Origin of the sequence: Streptomyces sp. NPDC001903, from assembly GCF_042891345.1 — a bacterium.
Lineage (GTDB): Bacteria > Actinomycetota > Actinomycetes > Streptomycetales > Streptomycetaceae > Streptomyces.
The window spans coordinates 227,911-244,774 of sequence record NZ_JBIASZ010000002.1; the positions used below are offsets into that span (position 1 = coordinate 227,911).

15 protein-coding genes and 2 pseudogenes are annotated in these 16,864 nt (G+C 68.3%); 12 read left to right on the plus strand and 5 right to left on the minus strand.

Translation table 11 applies throughout. The features are described from left to right. Positions 1-34 precede the first annotated feature (34 nt). The 8 genes from ACFYZS_RS04630 (at position 35) to ACFYZS_RS04665 (ending at position 8,787) form a co-directional block, all read left to right on the plus strand. Positions 35-1,603 carry a protein kinase gene (locus ACFYZS_RS04630; RefSeq protein WP_389007534.1) on the plus strand — a complete coding sequence of 523 codons (1,569 nt, stop codon included), beginning with the start codon at positions 35-37 and terminating at the stop codon, positions 1,601-1,603. A gap of 287 nt (positions 1,604-1,890) precedes the next feature. Continuing rightward, positions 1,891-2,100 (plus strand): hypothetical protein, encoded by a 210-nt coding sequence (locus ACFYZS_RS04635; RefSeq protein WP_389006806.1) that lies wholly within the window; start codon positions 1,891-1,893, stop codon positions 2,098-2,100. Between the two features lie 54 nt (positions 2,101-2,154). After that, complete coding sequence (locus tag ACFYZS_RS04640) at positions 2,155-3,729, plus strand: GMC family oxidoreductase (protein WP_389006809.1); 1,575 nt, start codon at positions 2,155-2,157, stop codon at positions 3,727-3,729. Between the two features lie 273 nt (positions 3,730-4,002). Then, positions 4,003-4,821: a 3'(2'),5'-bisphosphate nucleotidase CysQ gene (locus ACFYZS_RS04645; protein ID WP_389006812.1), complete on the plus strand. Its 819-nt coding sequence runs from the start codon at positions 4,003-4,005 to the stop codon at positions 4,819-4,821. A gap of 55 nt (positions 4,822-4,876) precedes the next feature. Further along, positions 4,877-5,473 carry an NADPH-dependent F420 reductase gene (locus ACFYZS_RS04650; RefSeq protein WP_389006815.1) on the plus strand — a complete coding sequence of 199 codons (597 nt, stop codon included), beginning with the start codon at positions 4,877-4,879 and terminating at the stop codon, positions 5,471-5,473. Positions 5,474-5,601: 128 nt separating this feature from the next. Beyond that, positions 5,602-6,600: a hypothetical protein gene (locus ACFYZS_RS04655; protein WP_389006817.1), complete on the plus strand. Its 999-nt coding sequence runs from the start codon at positions 5,602-5,604 to the stop codon at positions 6,598-6,600. 687 nt (positions 6,601-7,287) lie between these two features. Further along, complete coding sequence (locus tag ACFYZS_RS04660) at positions 7,288-8,124, plus strand: helix-turn-helix domain-containing protein (RefSeq protein WP_389006820.1); 837 nt, start codon at positions 7,288-7,290, stop codon at positions 8,122-8,124. Positions 8,125-8,295: 171 nt separating this feature from the next. Then, complete coding sequence (locus ACFYZS_RS04665; protein WP_389006822.1) at positions 8,296-8,787, plus strand: hypothetical protein; 492 nt, start codon at positions 8,296-8,298, stop codon at positions 8,785-8,787. A gap of 102 nt (positions 8,788-8,889) precedes the next feature. On the opposite strand, the gene ACFYZS_RS04670 is transcribed toward ACFYZS_RS04665, so the two are convergent. Continuing rightward, positions 8,890-9,303, minus strand: a complete 414-nt coding sequence (locus tag ACFYZS_RS04670) for a rodlin (protein ID WP_389006825.1) — start codon at positions 9,301-9,303, stop codon at positions 8,890-8,892. A gap of 295 nt (positions 9,304-9,598) precedes the next feature. Beyond that, the gene (locus ACFYZS_RS04675; RefSeq protein WP_389006827.1) at positions 9,599-10,492 is read right to left on the minus strand and encodes a hypothetical protein; all 894 of its coding nucleotides are present in this window, start codon (positions 10,490-10,492) and stop codon (positions 9,599-9,601) included. An 87-nt stretch (positions 10,493-10,579) separates the two neighbouring features. On the opposite strand from ACFYZS_RS04675, the gene ACFYZS_RS04680 reads away from it, so the two are divergent. After that, entirely contained in the window at positions 10,580-11,497 is a 918-nt protein-coding gene (locus tag ACFYZS_RS04680; RefSeq protein WP_389006830.1) for a DUF6891 domain-containing protein, read from the plus strand. Here the strand turns inward: ACFYZS_RS04680 and ACFYZS_RS04685 are convergent. Beyond that, positions 11,480-11,701: pseudogene (locus ACFYZS_RS04685) on the minus strand (IS630 family transposase); the annotation flags it as partial. The gene ACFYZS_RS04680 and the pseudogene ACFYZS_RS04685 sit on opposite strands and share 18 nt — an antisense overlap. A 1,318-nt stretch (positions 11,702-13,019) precedes the next feature. Between ACFYZS_RS04685 and ACFYZS_RS04690 the strand changes: the two are divergent. Next, complete coding sequence (locus tag ACFYZS_RS04690; protein ID WP_389006833.1) at positions 13,020-13,601, plus strand: dihydrofolate reductase family protein; 582 nt, start codon at positions 13,020-13,022, stop codon at positions 13,599-13,601. Positions 13,602-13,791: 190 nt separating this feature from the next. Here the strand turns inward: ACFYZS_RS04690 and ACFYZS_RS04695 are convergent, their stop codons facing one another. Further along, on the minus strand, positions 13,792-15,309 hold the full coding sequence (locus ACFYZS_RS04695) for an MFS transporter (protein WP_389006836.1): 1,518 nt from the start codon (positions 15,307-15,309) through the stop codon (positions 13,792-13,794). 96 nt (positions 15,310-15,405) lie between these two features. Here ACFYZS_RS04695 and ACFYZS_RS04700 point away from each other — a divergent pair, with 96 nt between their 5' ends. Both ACFYZS_RS04700 and ACFYZS_RS04705 read left to right on the plus strand, forming a co-directional pair. Continuing rightward, positions 15,406-15,930 carry a MarR family winged helix-turn-helix transcriptional regulator gene (locus ACFYZS_RS04700; protein ID WP_389006838.1) on the plus strand — a complete coding sequence of 175 codons (525 nt, stop codon included), beginning with the start codon at positions 15,406-15,408 and terminating at the stop codon, positions 15,928-15,930. 318 nt (positions 15,931-16,248) lie between these two features. Then, on the plus strand, positions 16,249-16,575 hold the full coding sequence (locus ACFYZS_RS04705; protein WP_389006840.1) for a hypothetical protein: 327 nt from the start codon (positions 16,249-16,251) through the stop codon (positions 16,573-16,575). 74 nt (positions 16,576-16,649) lie between these two features. On the opposite strand, the pseudogene ACFYZS_RS04710 reads toward ACFYZS_RS04705, so the two are convergent. Beyond that, positions 16,650-16,778: pseudogene (locus tag ACFYZS_RS04710) on the minus strand (IS5/IS1182 family transposase); the annotation flags it as partial. Positions 16,779-16,864 lie beyond the last annotated feature (86 nt).

The window sequence follows — 16,864 nt, forward strand, 5'->3', positions numbered from 1 at the left end:
CGGGGCGGTACCGGCTCGGCTATCGTGCGTGACCATGTCCATACAGGGGGAGTTAGACGGGGGCCGATACGTCCTTGACCGCGAGCCGATCGCGTCGGGCGGCATGGGGACGGTGTGGCGTGGCTACGACCGGAAACTGAAGCGTGCCGTTGCCGTGAAAGAGCTGCGGCTCGCCGAAGGGTTGAGCGAAAGCGATCACGCCCGACAGCGGGCACGGGTGATGGTCGAGGCGCGGGCCGCGGCCCGTCTGGACCACCCGGGGATCGTGCCGGTGTACGACGTGATCGAGGAGGACGGTCGCCCGTGGATCGTGATGCGTCTGGTGTCCGGGCGGTCTCTTGCGCAGGAGGTGGAGGCGTCGGGGGCATTGAGCCCCCAGCGGACGGCTGAGATCGGGCTGGCGGTCCTCGCCGCCCTGGAAGCCGCCCACGCCGAGGGCATCCTGCACCGGGACGTCAAACCGCAGAACGTGCTCCTGGACCCTGACGGCAAGGCAGTACTGACGGACTTCGGAATCGCTTCCCTCACGGGCGCCACCCAGCCGCTGACCGCGACGGGGATGGTCGTCGGCACGGTGGGCTACACGGCTCCGGAACGGCTGTCGGGATCCGAGGTGGGCCCCAAGGCGGACCTGTGGTCGCTCGGCGCCACGCTGTACTACACGGTCGAGGGACGCCAGGCCTACGATGCCGACGACGTCGTTGCCGTGATCGCCGCGATCGTCTCCCGCGATCCGGAACCGATGCGACTGGCCGGCGAACTGGCGCCCGCCATCGAAGGGCTGCTGACCCGCGGAGTCGGCACGCGATGGAACACGTCGGAGGCCAGGGCGTACCTGCAGGCGGTCGCCACGGGCAGGCCGGGCCCCGCCGCGACGGCGTTCCTTCCACCGGGTCCGGAGGCACCGACCGAGACGGCTCCTCGCCCATCGGCGGACAGCCCTCCCCCGGCTACGCCCAGGGACGGTGAGATCTCCCCCGGGGGCGCGCGCCGCTCGCGCGGGATAACGTGGCCGATGGCCTCCGCGGCGGCCGTCGCGGCCCTGGCGCTTGCTGCCGGAGGGGTGGCCGTGGGCATGCAGCTGAACGATGGCGGCGCGCCCCCGTCGCACGGAACCCCGACTGTCTCGGCGCCTTCCTCCGAGGCGAACAGGTTCACCGCGGCACCCAAGATCTGCCAGTCGGGCCTCTTGCGCACGGATCACGTTGACAAAGTGCTGGCAGGGGCAGAGCCCAACGGCGGCCCGGTCGACACCGCGGCTGTGAACCAGTGCGAATTCAAGGGCTTCGACGGCCGCACTCTCCACGTGGAACTCATGGTCCACGGCAGCGTCAAGTCGGCCGAGAACCTCCTCAAGGAACGCCCCTACATCTACACGGCCCGGGGAGTCGACAGCCCCCCGCAGAAACTCGCACTCGGGGACCAGGCAGACGTCACCTGGGCCTACAACACCACGTTCGAAGCCCGCGTCCGGATCAGCAACCTCACGATCAACATCCACGGTCTCTCCGGCCAGTACGGCGGCATCTCCGAGAGTCAAGCGATGCCCTTCGTACGCGAGGTCGTGGCAGCGGCGGAAGCCGAGGCCCGGCCGGCCGCCTAAAGGAAGCGGTCGCCGACTCAACGGCTGGCCCGTCTGTCCGCACGGCAGTGCGGGCAACCCGTTGTAGCCCCCACTGACCCGTACAACGCCCTCACGGCGGGGCAGACCGGCCTTCGACTCCACGTTGGCCTCGCGGAGGCGGCCGACCGTCGCGCGCGACGCCGACTGCCTCGCCACTCGTATGGCGCTGAGGTTCCGGACGAACGTCGCGGAGGTTCAAGTACGCGCCGTGTCGGTATTCCTAAGATTCGACGGCAGAAGGGAAAACCCGGGCTGTTCCTGGACGGGTGCACACCAAGGACAAGAGACTCGTGAAACAAGAGAAGTCCAGCCGCATGGCCGTCATCGCAAGTGCCGTCGCCGACATGGACATCCCCAACGGGGTGATCGGCAATGGCCGGACCAGGCACGCCCAGGCCCGTCGGACCAAGGTGATCGTTGTTGTCACCGGGTCACCTAGCCCGGAGGCGGCCGAGCGAGGCACAGGGCCGATCTGAAGAGAACCAACCCAACTTTTCGGCCCCCTTTAGTACATGCAAGCAGTCAGCTCTTTGATCGTCGAAGAGCCTTTTCTTGAAGCCCGGTGGTCGCACAGTGCTGCCGTGGGAAGCGGAGACATGATGGGCCAGAGTCCTTATGACTATGTCGTTGTGGGAGCGGGGACAGCGGGGTGCGTGATTGCCTCCCGGCTTTCGGAATGCCCCGGCGTGCGGGTGCTGTTGCTGGAGGCGGGAGCCCGGGACGCGACCGAGGCGATGGCATCTCCTTGGGGATTCCTGGGGTTCGACCCGGCATCCCTCTGGCTGGGCGCCTCGACCGTGCAGGCCGGTACGGGCAGGGCCGCTGACGTGCTGCGCGGCAAGGCGCTCGGCGGATCGTCGAGCGTCAACGGCCTCTACCACCTGCGGGGGCACCGCTCCGGTTACGACGAATGGCCCGGACTCGGCGCTCCGGGCTGGGGTTTCGACGACCTGCTGCCCTATTTCCGCCGCAGCGAGAGCACGCGCGGGCGTGATGCCTCCCTACGGGGCACCGACGGGCCGGTCGTGGTCGCCCCGGTTCCGGAACCCCATCCCCTGGCCACGGCGGGCGTCGACGCCGCGGTACAGGCCGGGTTCACACGCGCCGATGACATCGGCGGCGGGCTGGAGACCGGGTTCGGGTGGAGTGACATGAATCTGCCCGGCGGCTCCCGTCAGAGCGCGGCCGACGCCTACATCCGCCCGTTCCTCGGCCGGCCGAACCTGGACGTCGTCACGGACGCGACCGTGCAGCGGCTGCGCATCGCCGCGGGCCGCTGCACCGGCGTCGAGTACACCGTGGGTGGCGAGCACCTGTCCGTCGAGAGCGCCGAGGTCATAGTAACCGCGGGGGCCATCGGCTCCGCGCACCTCCTGATGCTGTCAGGGATCGGCCCGGCACGACACCTCGGCGAACACGGCATCGGCGTCGTGGCCGACCTGCCGGGAGTGGGATCCCATCTGCAGGACCATCCGATGGCGGGCGTGGTGTACGAAGCCAGCCGGCCCGTACCGTTCGTTCCCGGCAACCCGCCGGCCGAAATGATGGGCCTGCTGTACAGCGACCCTGCCGCGGCCCGGCCGGACCTTCAGGTCTACGTCGTCGCCGCACCGCTCCCGTCTGCATGGGGCCGGCAGCCGGCCAACGGCTACTCCATCGCCTTCTCCGCGATGGCTCCGCACAGCAGCGGCACCGTGCGCCTGGCGGATGCCAATCCGGCCAGCGCTCCCGTCGTCGACCCCGGTTACCTGAGCGACGACCGTGACCTGGAGGTCATGCGCAAGGGCCTGGCGGTGGCACGCCGCATCGGGGAGGCCGACGCGTTCGCCGACTGGCGCAAGCAGGAAGCGGTGCCGGGCTCCGGAACGAGCGGCGAATCCGCGGAAGAGTTCATCCGCAAGGCCACCGGCCCCTACTTCCACTTCACCGGCACCTGCCGCATGGGAACCGACGCCGATGCCGTCGTCGACCCTGCAGACCTTCGCGTACATGGGATCGCCGGACTGCGGGTCGCCGATGCCTCGGTGATGCCGTCCATCCCCTCGGCCAACACCAACGCGACCGTCTACGCCATCGCCGAACGGGCCGCCGAACTGCTCGGCTGAGCCTTCTTCCGCGCCCAGGGCGCTTCCACAACGCGCTTCAGCCCCCCGTCGTGCGCCGAAGACGGCCCGGACCCGAACTCATCGCGGGGGTAAGACACGCAGACGCGCGACACCATCACAGTTGCATGCGAGTAATTCTTTCCGTTCTTCACATGCATTTGAAGTTAATCATCGGGCTATATACCTTCGAGGTGAAAGCGCGAGAAGCACCGCGCAGTTCGACCCCGATCGGCCTCATCGCCTCATCCCCCCTCCTCAGACAGGAGCACCACCATGTTCGAAACACTTCAGACCACTGACGTCGTCACCTCCGACGCCGACCTGCTCAGCCAGACCGAGATCGCCGTGCGCGCCGCCGGTGCGGCGCTGCGCGAGCGCTTCGGCGACGTGGTCCGCTACGAAACCCGCGAAGAGCTGATGGGCGCGCTCGCCGCCAACGACGACACGGCCCTCGACATCCTGCGCCCCCGACTCACGGTCCTGCGCCCGAACGCCCGCTGGGTGGAGGACGAACTGGACGGCGGGGCGCTGCCGCCCGGCGAATGGTGGGTCGTGGACCCGGCCGAAGGCAACGTCAACCACCTGCACGCCCTGCCCGAGTGGGCGGTGACCGCCACCCTCGTACGGGAGAACCAGCCGGTGCTCACCGCGGTCCACCTCCCGCTGACCGGCGAGACCTACACCGCGCTCACCGGCGCCGGCGCCTACCTCGACGGCCGTCCGCTGCACGTCTCCGCGACAGCGGATCTCGGCCTGGGCATCGTGGCCACCAGCCAGGCCCGGCCGGACGAGGACGAGAAGGTCGTACGGCGCGTCGGCTCATCGATCACCGCGATGCTCTTCAACGCGCTCGTCGTCCGCACCGCCGTACCCGCGACCCTGCACCTGACGAACGTGGCCGCCGGCCGGATCGACGCCTTCTGGCAGTTCGCCGGCGCCCGCGCGGACCTGCTGCCCGGCGCGCTGCTCGTCACCGAAGCCGGCGGACAGATCTCCGACGCCGAGGGCCGTCCCTGGACCCCGCAGAGCGAGAGCTTCCTGGCCGCCGCACCGGGCGTCCATGCCGAAGCCGTCGCCTCCCTCTCACGCTGACCTCACACCACAACCCGCACCCCTTACCCCGTACTCACGCAAGGAGCACAACACCATGACCACGATCGCAGTTCTCGGAAACGGCCGCGTCGGCGGCAACCTGGCCACAGCCCTCACCCGGGCCGGGCACGAGGTGACCGTCGCGGACCGCGCGCCGGGGGCCGTCGCCGATGCCGCCCGGACTGCCCGGATCGTCATCAACGCCACCCCGGGCGCCGGCACTCTGGAACTTCTCGCCGCCCTGCGCGAAGAGCTGCACGGCAAGATCCTCGTCGACGTCTCCAACGCCACCGTCGACGGACCGGACGGACTGCCCGCCGACCTCATCTACCCCGGCTCGAGCCTCGCCGAAAAGCTCCAGGAAGCGCTCCCCGCAACGCACGTCGTCAAGACGCTCAACACCATGCTCTTCCCGGTGATGACCGCGCCGGCCACGCTCACCCAGACACCAACCGCCTTCCTCTCCGGCGAGGACCCGCTGGCCAAGCAGACCGTCCGCGAACTCCTCACCGATCTCGGCTGGAACAAGGAATGGATCACCGACCTCGGCGGGATCCAGACCGCCCGCGCCACGGAGGCCGCGATTCTGTTCGTGCCGCACGTGATCCGGTCCAGCGGATTCGCACCTTTCGCGATCTCGATCGCCCGCTGACTGTCGAGCCGCGCCAGCTGCCGGTAACCGCGGGCGGCGCCGGCACGGATGGGTTCCCGGTGGACACGACCGCGTCCGGCACGGTCGGACTTGGGGGCGGAGTTGACGTTGACACGAGGTCGTCGTACGTGAACTTCCCTGAAAACCAAGGTGCCGGCATCCGGGTCGACGGCCGGGTGCGGCAAGCTGATCTCGGCCGAGACGGCTCGGCAAGCACGATCGGCGTGGCCCGCTGGCTGGAAGACGCCCGGATTCGGCTGCGACTGCACCGCTTCGAACGCCTCGTCGGTGAGGGGCGGTTCGGCCCGTTTCGGCTACTTCTCGTCGGCCAACGAGTCAGCCGGTTCGCTCCGGCTGGACCGGCCGGTACCCGCGTGCAAGTGCACACTGGCGTGCGCCGGGTCGGGCGCTCCTCCGTCACCTTCGGACAGGAGGTCATGGTCGGCGACAAGCATGTGGGCAGCGGCGACGCGACTGTCGTGCTGGCCGACGACTCGGGGCCGCTCCAGCTTCCGGCCGAGCTGATCGCCGATCTCGACGAGATGCAGCTACCGCAGACAGAGGTGGCAGGAAGGTCGGCAGCCCCCCGTCTGCTCCCAGAGCGCCTGCACCGTGCCCACTACTCGTACTGGGCCCCGCTGCGTTCCCGGATCGGTGACGTCGACTCGAACCAGCACGTCAACTTCATCGCACTGGCCACTTGGTACGACGAGGCCGTTGCCGCATTCACCTTGGACTCGATCGGTACGACTGCCGGGGGCTCGGTGCCGGATCTGCCGCCCTGGTCGTACCAGATCCAGTACCTCGGTGAGGTGACCTACCCGGGCGACTACGAGATCGCGCTCACGGTCCGTTCCGTCGACACCGGGTCCGTGCACTACGAGCTCGGTGTCTTCCGAGGCAGCACCTGTCTGGGCGTGGCAGATGCCATCGGCCCACACGGCGAACTGCGCGCCAGTCAGCTGCCGTTGCCTCCGGCGGAAGCTCTGACCGAGGTGGCGAAGAAGTCCCGGGGCGTCGAAACGAAGCCCGCGGCCGGCAGCTCGGACTCCGGAGGGTCCTCGCTGGAGCCGGTCGACGAACGACAGTCGGTGCTTCGCACCGGCGCCGCCGACCGGCTTCCGTGACCGAGAGGCGAGCCTGGTGTGATGCCGTACCTGTCACAACGGCCCACCTCGGCGCCATTTCAGCGATCACGTCGGTCGACATCCCGGTGATGTCCGGTCGCTGATGATCGCTGGACGAGACGCGTTCCTCCTCACCACACGACCGTGATCAACGATCGCGCGCTCGTTGTCTCACCGCCAACCCATGTACGAACTCATCAAGGAGTACCGAGCGCGAGCGCGACCCCTGACGATCAGGCTGCGAGAAGCCTGATCGTCAGGGGTCGCGCTCGTGCTCGTCGCCGTACTGGGCGAACCGACCACCGCGGCGCGTACTCAGGCGATCAGCTCGTCTCCCGCCGAATCAGAAGCATCAGCTGTGCCACCTCTCGACCGCTGCCCTGCGAGCCGTCTATAGGAAGATTGACACGGTGTCCACATGGGTCACGGCGGCGTCCTGCGGAACACGATCACCACAGGACGGCGTTGAAGCAATGAGTACGAGAGGATCGCAGAGGGATGCACGGTACTGGAGCGGAAGTCGACCACGTGCGCGGTGTGTTCGCAGTGGACTCGACCGCCCCGGACGCCGCACCGCGGGGACTCGACGCTTTCCGGCGCGGGTGGGAGACGCAGGTCGGCGACGATGTCTTCCAACTGCCGGCCTTCAGCCCGGACACGGTCGGTGACTTCCGGGTCAAGGGCAACGTGGCCAAGGTGCACGGCGCGGCGATCGCCGATCTTCACGCCGCGTCGGCAACCCGGACCGCGGACGTCCCGGGCGGCGATCAGGATCTGGTTGCCATGTACGTCGTGCGGCACGGCGCATGGACTCTGGGCGGCCCGCCCGGTCACGGCGACCAGACCGTGTCGGCCGGGCAGTTCCTCGTCCGGCACCTCGGGGGCCTGACGGCCTTCGAGACGTCGGCGCACCTCACGGCGAAGTTCCTCGTCCTGCCTCCCGGCGAGCTCAAACCCCTGCTCGGGAGCCGGGCCGTCACCGGGCCGGCGGACTCGGCCGAGATGCGCCTGCTGTCGGCCCTCACCGACATGATTCACGCAACCGTGGCAGACCTCGGCCCGGCCGGTGTGGAAGCTGCCGAAAGCACCCTGGTCGAGCTGACCAAGGCCGTGGCGAAGGGCCGGTTCGACGACGTGGAACCCCGGTTGGCTCCCGCGCTCACCCAGGCAGCCAAGGACCTCGCGGACCGTCGACTCGCTGATCCCGAACTCTCCCCGACGACGCTTGCCCGTGAACTGAACGTCTCCGTCCGTACGCTGCACCGGGCATTCGCCGCGGTGGGTGAGCAGGTGACCACCTACATCCGGCACCGGCGACTGCATGAGGCCCGGCTCGCCCTCGTCGCGCCGTCAGGACGCCTGAGTATTTCGGAACTCGCCGCACACTGGCAGTTCGCGGACGGCAGTCACTTCACCCGAGCCTTCAAGAAGCACTACGGTCAGACTCCCACCGAGTACGCCCGCTCGACCGAAGCAGCCTCGCTCTCGCCGAACGGGCACCCGCCGGGCCGCGGGCTGGGATGACTTGCCCGAACCGCCACGGCGGCAACCCTGCCTGGGATTGGGCAAGCCGTCCCGCTGACCATGTCTTTCCTACCGCCTGGTCATAGAGGTGCCCGGCGGCAAAGTCAGTGCTCTCCCTTATTTCGTCCTGGTCCTCCGTTCGGCCCCATGAACAGGGCAAGGGGCGCCAAGATGACGACCATGAACAGTAGAGATGAGGGCCCGTTCGATGCTTCGTCCGACCTGACACTCCAGGCCGCGTCAAAGTTCCTGGCCCTACAGAAGGCGACCGCGGACGACGCCATGGATGAAGCGCGCAAGCAGCAGGGAAGAAGACTGAACCGGCCCATCTTCGAGGCCCGACGCAAGGTCCGTCGCTCCGAAGTCTGGTTCATCGGGGGACTGGCCTTGGTCGCCGCGGTTGCCTACGCGATCGCGTATGTGACACTCCGAGGCCTCATCGCGCGAGTCCCCGAACAAGGGTTCCAGATCTCCGACACCGCTCAGGTCATTACGGCTGTCAGCACTCTGACCACCGCGGTGGCGGCGGGGATCGCCGCAATCCTGAAAGCGTACGCCTTGCTGATGGAAGCACGTGCCGACGTCATCAGGGCCAGGGCCGGCCTGCCACCTGCCAACGAGCCGAGCGCTCAGCCGGCCGAGGGAGATCCTCCACTCTTCTGACATCGCCAAACCCTGAGGTCAGCGGGGAAGACATGGAACAAGCCGGGGCCTCGTGCGCCCTCGTGCAGGCGTTGGAGGCCCCGGCTCGCGAAGGGGTGTGCGTCAGCTGCCGGCGGAGAGGTTGCCCGACAGGACCGGGATGTTGTCCAGGATGTGCGAGAGCGGCTCGTCACCCTTGGCCTGGGTGGAGTTCTCGGTGCACTGCTGGTTCATCGGGTTGGACAGGACGTTGATGTCCTGGACGCCGACGTTGGCGAGGACGGCCAGCAGCGACTGGGCGTTGACCTTCGCCGGCAGGCCGATGCAGGGCTTGTTCAGGGTGCCCTGGACCAGGCCGAGCTGCGGGCTCATCGCGCCTTCGGTCTTCTGGTTGCCGTAGATCTGCTGGGCATTGTTGCCGTTGACGGAGTTGACCCCGTTGTCGTTGCCGATGGCCATGGCCGGGGCCGCGACAGCAGCGCCCGCACCAAGGATCGACGCGGTGGCGGCGGCCGTAGCCATCATCTTCTTGATCATCAGTGGTCCTTCTTGCTTATGCGAGCGCATGACGGTGAGCACTTCGATCAACGACGGGACCCCGGGCAGGTTCTGCCACTTCACCCGATCGCGCCCTCCCCCGCCCGCGCGAAGGAGGCCGCGACCGACGCGCAGGGCCAAGCACTCGCCGCGCGCCGCCTGCGAGCCTGCCGCGCTTCGCCGCGTTCTCGAGGGCACCCGGGTACGGGGCCCAGTACGCGCGGAGCCTCTCCGCCCCACAATGCACAGCACCCGGACTGGGCGGGCTGGACCGACGAGATCCGAAAGAGACGATCTAGCCGGGCCGCCTCTTCGACAGTACGACCGTCTCTCCGGCATCGGGATCGCCCATGAGTACGAAGAGTTCCGGGTGTTCGTCCGTTCCCGCCACCTCCCAACTCAGGTTCGCGCTATGGCAGTTGGGGATGGCCAGGTCGACGCCCGCCCGGTGACCGTGGGCTGCTTCCAGGGGTTTCCACGTCCCGTGGCCCGAGCAGTGGTCCACAACCTCGAACCCCTCGTAGACCGGCAGTTCCCGCGCCGTCACCTCGCCCTGGGCGCCGAGTTCCAAGTGGACGCCGTCGCCTGCCCACTCGCCGACATAGTCTGCGCGCGCCAGGACCGGTGGCTGGTACGCCGGCGCGGTCACCCCGAAGGCGAAGGCGATGACCAACGCGGGCGCGATGAGAACCAGCGCCCACCGTCGCGCCCTGACCTTGGGCACCAGCCGCATCCGGGCGTACACGGACGCCCCCACGGGCAGCACCCCGAGGGCCGCGATCCAGCCGAACGTGGCGGCGTACGCGGTACCGGCGATCCACGAGACCGGTACGGCGTACCCGGCCGCGAGCAGACCCAGTGCGGGCGGAGCCCACCATGGCGCGGGAATCCGCGTGCGCACGCCGACCGCGTTCGATGCGACCATCACCGGCGTGGTGAAGAGCAGGCTGTGCGCGAAGCCCAGCGCCAATCCGATGCACGGCCCGAGGACCGCCTGGACGACGAGCCAGAAGAGCACCGCGATGGCGCCACCGTATCCCCGGCCGTAGGGTTCGTCCGCCAGCGCGGCAAGCTGCGCGTACAGGGCCGCACAGATCAGCTGCACTCCTCCCACGACCTCGGCGCCCGGCGCAATGGCGCTCCAGTCATGGGTTCTCCGGCGTTCCGTAGTGCCGACACGGTTCCGCATGACGAACCCCCCGAGAACTTCTTGAACACGTTCAATTGATGTGCACCTTACACCCGCACTGTCAGACGGGTGTGCCACAGTCCGTGCATGTTCGAGATCGTGGTGAAGACGGAGAACCGGGAGCGGCACGTCCGCGTGTCCGCCGAGGAACTGGCCGGGCTGGTCCGGCGGATCGGTGGCGACGGTGACCGGTTCCTGGTGCTCCAGCGGCTACCCGACCTGCCCGACGTCTTCGCGCAGGTCTGGCACGAGGCCGGCGGCGACTACACGCTGGAGTACCGCGACGGCGCCCCTGACCGGCACTTCGAGACGGTGGCCGACGGCTCCGAGGCCGTGATCACGGCGCTCGCCGGGTGGGCCCGCCGGGAGGCCGGCTGGGAAGCGGGACCGGCCTGGTCGCTGCTGGACATGGGCCCGGTCCACGAGGTGCCGCCGCTCGACCTCGACGAAGACCGGCAAGCGGAGTTGGAGGGCCGCGTCCGCGAGGCACTCACCGGCGGATACGCCTCGCGCGCCGAACTGACCGAGCTTGCGGAGGAGTACCTGGTCACCCCGGAGCACCGGCCCGTTTCGCGCGAGCAGGCGCAGGCGCTGGCCGACCGGCTGTGGCTGGAGCGGGTCGCGGAGCAAACCGCGTGGGAGGGCGAGACCGACCCCGAGCGGCTGACCCGCGCGTTCACCGCCCTCGAGGAGGCCGGAATCACCGCCCGCGAGAACTTCACCTGCTGCCGAAGCTGCGGCCAGTCCAAGATCGGCGGCGAAGGCCGTCCCGACGCCCGCGGCTTCGTCTACTTCCACACCCAGTGCACGGACTCCGCCGCAGCGGGGCACGGCCTGACGCTGCTCTTCGGCGGCTTCGACGGCTCGGCCGAGACCACTGTGGCCATCGGCCACGAGGTCGTGGCCGCCCTCGGAGCAGTGGGTCTCCGTACGGAGTGGGACCACGACCCGGCCCGGGCCATCACGATCACACCCCTGGACTGGCGCCGCCGCCTGGTCGGCTAGCTGCGGTCTGGAGTGCTCGTTCCAGACGACGAGCCAGGCCCGGATGTCGCGTTCGAGTGCCTGGACGGAGCGGTGGACGCCTCGGCGGAGCTTCTTCGTGGTGAGTTCGGCGAACCACCGCTCGACCGGGTTCAGCCACGACGAGCCGGTTGGGGTGAGGTACCGGTGGAAGCGCAGACGCACGGCCAGCCACGCCTTCACGGCCCGGGAAGCAGGGCCCGCAACTCGTCGGGGGTGGCGGGCCCCGGGGCACGAACGGGCTCGCCGACGTCAGCAGGCCAACTGGGAAGGAAGCATTCGACGAAATCCGTGAACTCGACCCGCAGATAACGAGAGTCGGACGGCTTCAGCCGGCTCAGCTGGCGGCTGTCTGCCCACAAGATCTCGAAATCGGCAACCGTACCCTCCGCTGGCCAGTATTCGACCTCGCTCGGCAGCAGCAGAGCTGCAGAGCTCCCTCACGATGATCGCCTCATCGACACGGCACTGCCGCTACTTCTCGTGAACATCCGCTACCCGGATGCTGACCAACCGCTGCTGGAACTCAGCAATAGATTTAGTAAATGTCGTGAGAACCCTTGTGATGACGACAGGTAGGGCGAGCACAAATGAGCCCAGAGCTGGGCTCCTTGTAGTCAGGGCAGGGATAGTCAGGGTCAAAGCATTTCAAACAGCGAATGCCCCCTTCACTCGGCCCCAAGAGCTCACGCGCCCTCTTGTGCACGTCCAGAAGTCGCGCCTCAGCCTCTTCCATCTCAGCGAGAATTTCTCTCTGAGCGTCAGTCAGGTTGGAGTCGGCAGACACCGCTATCACGCCCCTTCCAGCCGGGCGTCGCAACCTCACGGACCGTCTTCTCTCGCGACGCCCTACGTTTCCACCATTACACCGGTGGACCGCCGACGCACCCCCTGGCCACTGCGCGACCACGGTAGACGCAGCTCAGTGCACAGGCGCGACAGGATGCGGCCGCCGCGGGAAGGCTCGTCGTCTCGTGCCGCGTCCATACCGGGTTCGCCCCGGAGGCGAGCCCCGGTGCGAGCCGGATGCGGGGGACGGGGACAGCCGTCTGGCCCGCGCACGTCGACCTGATCCTGGCCGCACGGGAGAACGGAGCGGAGGATGACGATCCGCACGAAACGGGTGCGGAGACCATCACCGACGCCCATTTTCTCAAGGAGGGTGGTGGAGGCGCGCGCGTGCACCTGGGATTACAGGACGTGGGCGGCTCGATATCTCGTTTCAACCGCACATATATCGTGACCGCAATAGACCTGGCCACGGATGCCGTGGGGCGACCTCGCAGGCGGCGCAGGCTGCTTCGACCAGGGCCACTTCGGCCACGAGTTCGGGGCGTTCACCGGGCTCACGCCGACCCGGAACGTTGAAGTCCGGCGACCGTTCCTGCGCGGACATCCCGGCCACTCGCTGGACGGCCGGCCACTGCCAGGCCGATTGATTTCCTACCGGAGCGACAGCTCACGACACGCTAATTTGGGGCATCCCAGAGCGGAGGAGAGCCCCGTGGGCAAGGTGGTCATGTACAGCTCGGTGTCGGTGGACGGCTTCGTCGCGGACGAGGATGACCAGCCCGGACCGCTGTTCGACTGGTTGTCCAGCGGGGACGTTCCGTTGGACGAGAGCGGCGTGCTGAAGGTGTCGCAGACGTCCTACGACTACATCCGGCCGTACTGGGACCAGATCGCAGTCACGATCGTCGGCCGCCACGTCTTCGACCTGACGGACGGCTGGGACGGGAAGCCGCCGGGCGGGATCGACCACGTCGTCGTCGTGTCGCACCGGCCAGGGCCCGCGGGCTGGGACCCCGAGGCGCCGTTTCACTTCGTCGACGGCGTCGAGGCAGCCGTGGCCAAGGCGCAGGAGCTTGCGGGTGACCGCCTGGTCGAGGTCGCCGCCGGCGACGTCGGTGGCCAGGTGCTTGCCGCGGGCCTGATCGACGAGGTGCGCATGGACGTCGTGCCCGTCGTGTTCGGGTCCGGCAAGCGCTACTTCGGGTCGGTCCACGCGCAGCACCTGTTGGATGATCCTGACGTGGTGATTCAGGGCAACCGGGTCCTTCACCTGCGCTACCGGGTGCGCCGTTGACCGATCTGAGCAGGTACGCGAAGAAGTCTGCTACGAGCGGTGACACAAGATCGGGCCTCCGGCTGCGTTTGCGGATCGCTGTCCCTGGTCGGGCAGCCGACGCCGATCCTCCTCGCATTCGGGGCGCCTCGGTGCGCGGTCCGTTCGGGCCGGCCGGGGCCGCTTGTCGTGCACGGTCCCCGGCCGGGGCTCAGACGGTGAGGTGCTGCTTGGTGCCGGAGCCGCCGGCCGTCGCCTCGGTGATGATGCCGTGCTGCTCGTCGTCGGGGCGGCCCTTCTTGGGAAGCAGGAAGGTGATCACTAGGAAGGCCACCAGCAGGCAGGCCTGGACGATCAACGCGCGGTGGAATCCGCCGGTGAAGTCACCGCTCTTGGCCTGGGCGAAGAAGACCGACCCGAAGACCGCGACGCCGATGGAACCGCCGACAGCCTGGACGGCCGACAGGACACCGGAGGCGGATCCGATCTCGTCGTCGTCGACCGCGGCCAGGATGAAGCTGAACAGGGCGGCGATCACCATGCCGGCGCCGACGCCCGCCACCGCCACGCCGGGAACGACGTCCCAGATCGAGAACGCGGCGGTATCAAGGCCGTCGAGCTCGAACCACAGCACGGCCGCGCCGGCCAGCTGGACCAGCGGTCCGATCTGCAGCACCTTGCGGCCGATCTTGTCCGCGAGGAAGGCGCCGCTCACCGCGCCGCCGATCGCGGTTCCCACCGCGAGGGGCAGGTTGCCCAGTCCGGCCTCACCGGCGGTGAAGTGCCGGCCGATCTGGAGGAACAGGGTCAGCACGAGCTGGGTGCCGATGAGGCCGCCGAAGAACAGGGCGATGCCGCCGAGCCCGACGGTGAAGGCCGGCTTGCGCAGCAGGCCCGGGGTCACCAGCGGCTCGCGGCCCGCGACGGCCATGCGGCGCTGCTGAAGGGCGAAGAGAGCGAAACCGATCACCGAGCCTGCCATGGACAGCCACGTCCACAGCGGCCAGTCCTCCTCCTGCCCTTGGTTCAGCGGCAGCACCAACAGAGCGCATGAGATCACGACCAGGGCGGCGCCGGTCATGTCGACCCGTACCGTGCGGTCGCCCGCCTTCTTGGGCACGAACCTTGCGGCGGCGATCAGTGCCGCGATGCCGATGGGCAGGTTGATCAGGAATACCGACCGCCAGCCCAGGCCGAAGAAGTCGCCCTCGATGAGGAAGCCGCCCAGGACCGGGCCGATGATGCCGCCCAGACCGAGGACGGGTCCGAAGATCGCGAAGACCTTGGTGAGCTCGGGGCCGGAGAAGTTCTCCCGCAGCAGACCCAGGCCTTGGGGCAGCAGCATCGCTCCGGCGGTGCCCTGCAGCAGGCGGAAGGCGATCAGCGACTCGATGTTCGGCGCGACCGCGCACAGCAGCGAGGTCGCGGTGAAGGCCGCGAGTCCCACCAGGAACATCCGGCGCCGGCCGTATCGGTCGCCGAGCCGGCCGCCGAGCACCAGACCGGCGCCCAGGGTGAGGGCATAGCCGCCGATCGCCCACTGCAGTCCGACGGAACCTGCACCGAGGGACTTCTCCAGGTCCGGCCCGGCGACGTTGACGATCGAGGCGTCCAGGAGATCCATGATCTCGGCCACGATCATCACCGCCAGGATCAGCCACCGCCCGCGGTAGGGCTCGGTCGTCTCGTCAGGGATGGGGGACGGGTCACGCACGCCAGATACCTCCATGGTGAAGTAATTCCACGATGAAGGTAAATTGATGGCGGTAGGTTGTCAAAGCGGGATGAGCGTGGGGACCCCATGACAGGAGAGAAGGGCGGAGGCATGGACGAAGCAGTGCGCGACGGTGTCGCGGAGCAGCGCGAGCAGCTGATGGAGTCGCTGAGGATCTACGGCGGCCACTACGCCGAGCTCAGCCGGCGCTTCGCCGCCTGGCTGGGCCTGCACTCCACGGATGCGACCGCGGTCCTGGAAATCGCCGCCGCCGAGGAGCGTGGCACCCCCCTGTCACCGGCGCGGCTCAGCGAGCGGATCTCCCTGTCCACGGGTGCCACCACCGCACTGCTGAACCGTCTCGAAGCGGCGGGGCACATCACGCGGGCCCGGGAGCACTCCGACCGGCGCATCGTCACGCTGCGCAGCGGCGGGCACATCCAGGAACGGGCGGACGAGTTCTTCGGCCCGCTCGCCCACCGCCTCGACGCCGCGATGTCGCACTACCCGCCCCGATTCCTGGAACAGGTCGAAGCGTTCATGACCGACCTGAACACCACCATGGACAGCCACCTCACGGAACGGGATGCGGTGACACCGCGCTCCCTTCACACCCCTGATGGACGAACTCCCTGACGGGCTTGCTCCCCGCCGCCCAGCCGGCTTCCTCCAGGTCTTGTCCGGTGGATCATGTGATCGCCTCGCGTGGACCATTGTGTTGGTCATGAGGCGGGGCGATCTTACGAAGGACGAGTGGCTGCGACTTGCCCCGCATCTCCCCAACTGATGCTTTCAGGATGAGATCCGGAGGCAGCGAAGGCACATGCGGTGCAGCCGGTTGAGGCGAGGGCCTGTCCGGCTTGCCCATGCGACTCTGTCTCACAGCCTGACCTGCGGCGGCCGGCAGCCGCACGGACTTGCCCGTCCGGTCTGGGCGCCGTGCATAGTGTGCGCATGGATCGATTCGTGGGTCAGGCCCGCCTCGAATGGTGGGCCAATCACGCCATGTGCCTTGAGAAGTACGACATCGACATCACCGTCGCTGTCGACGCGGTCGGCGCGTGGCGGGCAACCGGTCGGCATGCCAATGCCCTCGACACGACCCAGCGCGAGGGTTGGGACTTCCTCATGGAGATGGACCCCTACTTCTCCATGGTGTTTCCCGGCGAGGACAACGGCAGGATCTTGGTGAGAGTCTTCGAGGCAGCGGATGGGACTCTCACCCTCACGGAGGCGCCGGACGGGGACGGTTCGGTGAACATCACCTTCAACGTTCCCTGAGTTCAGCCCCCAAGGACGGGAATCGACTTTGCCACCCTGCCGGCGCCTCCGGCATGCCGCCCCTCACTGATCTTTCAGAATGAAGTTCGGAGACGGTGAAGGCATGTGAGGCTGCAGGCCAGTTCGAGCAGGCCCTGGTGCAGATCCGCGCGTCATTCGTAGCGGATGCAGAGCCCCTCGAGCTGGTCCAGCCGGGCGACGGCCGGCTTCAGCTGTGAGTCCACAAGCCGGGCCCGGCGCTCCTGGCAGAGCGGATTCCCACCGGCCCGATATCGGCAGCACGTTCGAT